This is a genomic window from Neisseria sp. P0021.S007 (genome assembly GCF_051956855.1).
Map to the genome: position 1 here is coordinate 1 of NZ_JBQCXA010000211.1, position 949 is coordinate 949.

The following is a 949-nucleotide window of genomic DNA, read 5'->3' on the forward strand; positions in this document are numbered from 1 at the left end:
GCAGTATTGGTAACGCCACCGCTCGGACCATTTAGCAGAATTTTGATGTCGTTATCGACATCTTTATCGTTGAAGAGTGCATCAGTGGTTGGTCCATATGCTTTGGGCAATGGGGTTTTGGTAGGCTTCGTTGGAATTGCTGCTGCCGCTGGTATGGGTTCGGTCGGCTTGACCGAGTCTGTCAGTGCGAAAATCTCGGTTGTAGATCCTGTTAATATATTGGTTTTGTCGGACGATGCAGAAGAGTTTTCAGCGTTAAGTGGTTTGGTTACTGTTTTTTTAATATTGGTTGTGCGGTTTATCGATGTTTTGGAAACAGTTTGTTCTGTGTGTGTAACTTCAGTTTTGGCCGGTTCTTCGGCTGTTGTACTTTTTGCTGTCTTGTTGTCCAATGGCTCCAAATCTAGAGAATGATTCAGGAATTGGGTGGTGGTAGCTTGGTCAGTGTGCACGTTCAGGGCGGCGAGAGTTTGGGTAGATATCTGCTCAGTATGAGGAGAGAAAAAGCTATCCGATCTATGACTTTCCTGAGGGGTAGTTTGTGCCTGAGTGATAGGTGCAGAGGGGTATATTTGAACAACAGGTGTGGTATTGAATATGGCGAAAGTATTAACGGGATATTGCTTGGTTTCAACAGGAGCTATTGCCGTTTGTGTTTCTATAACAGGAACATAGTGATCAGCCGTTGATCTAGTAGTTTTTTGGTTTGTTACTTCTGTTTTATTGAAAATGTTCTGTGTTCCAACCAATTTCGGATCTGTTTGTTGTTCTGTAAGAGTCGAATTCAAATTTAGCTGCTCAGTGTTTGTTTGAGATACATTTGTTTCTACTAGGCTGTACGAATCGGTAACGCGGCAGGTATTGTTGATCTGGTGTGAGGTATAAACGGTGATGCCTTCAACATTGCAGACATACTCGGCAGCGTTGGCGGCGGCGGGGAGGGTCAGGC

Annotated in this window: 1 pseudogene; it reads right to left on the reverse strand. The window is 44.4% G+C overall.

From position 1 onward, the window contains the following. Positions 1-947, reverse strand: a pseudogene (locus ACTHUR_RS12285) (hypothetical protein); the annotation flags it as partial. Between the last annotated feature and the right edge of the window lie 2 nt (positions 948-949).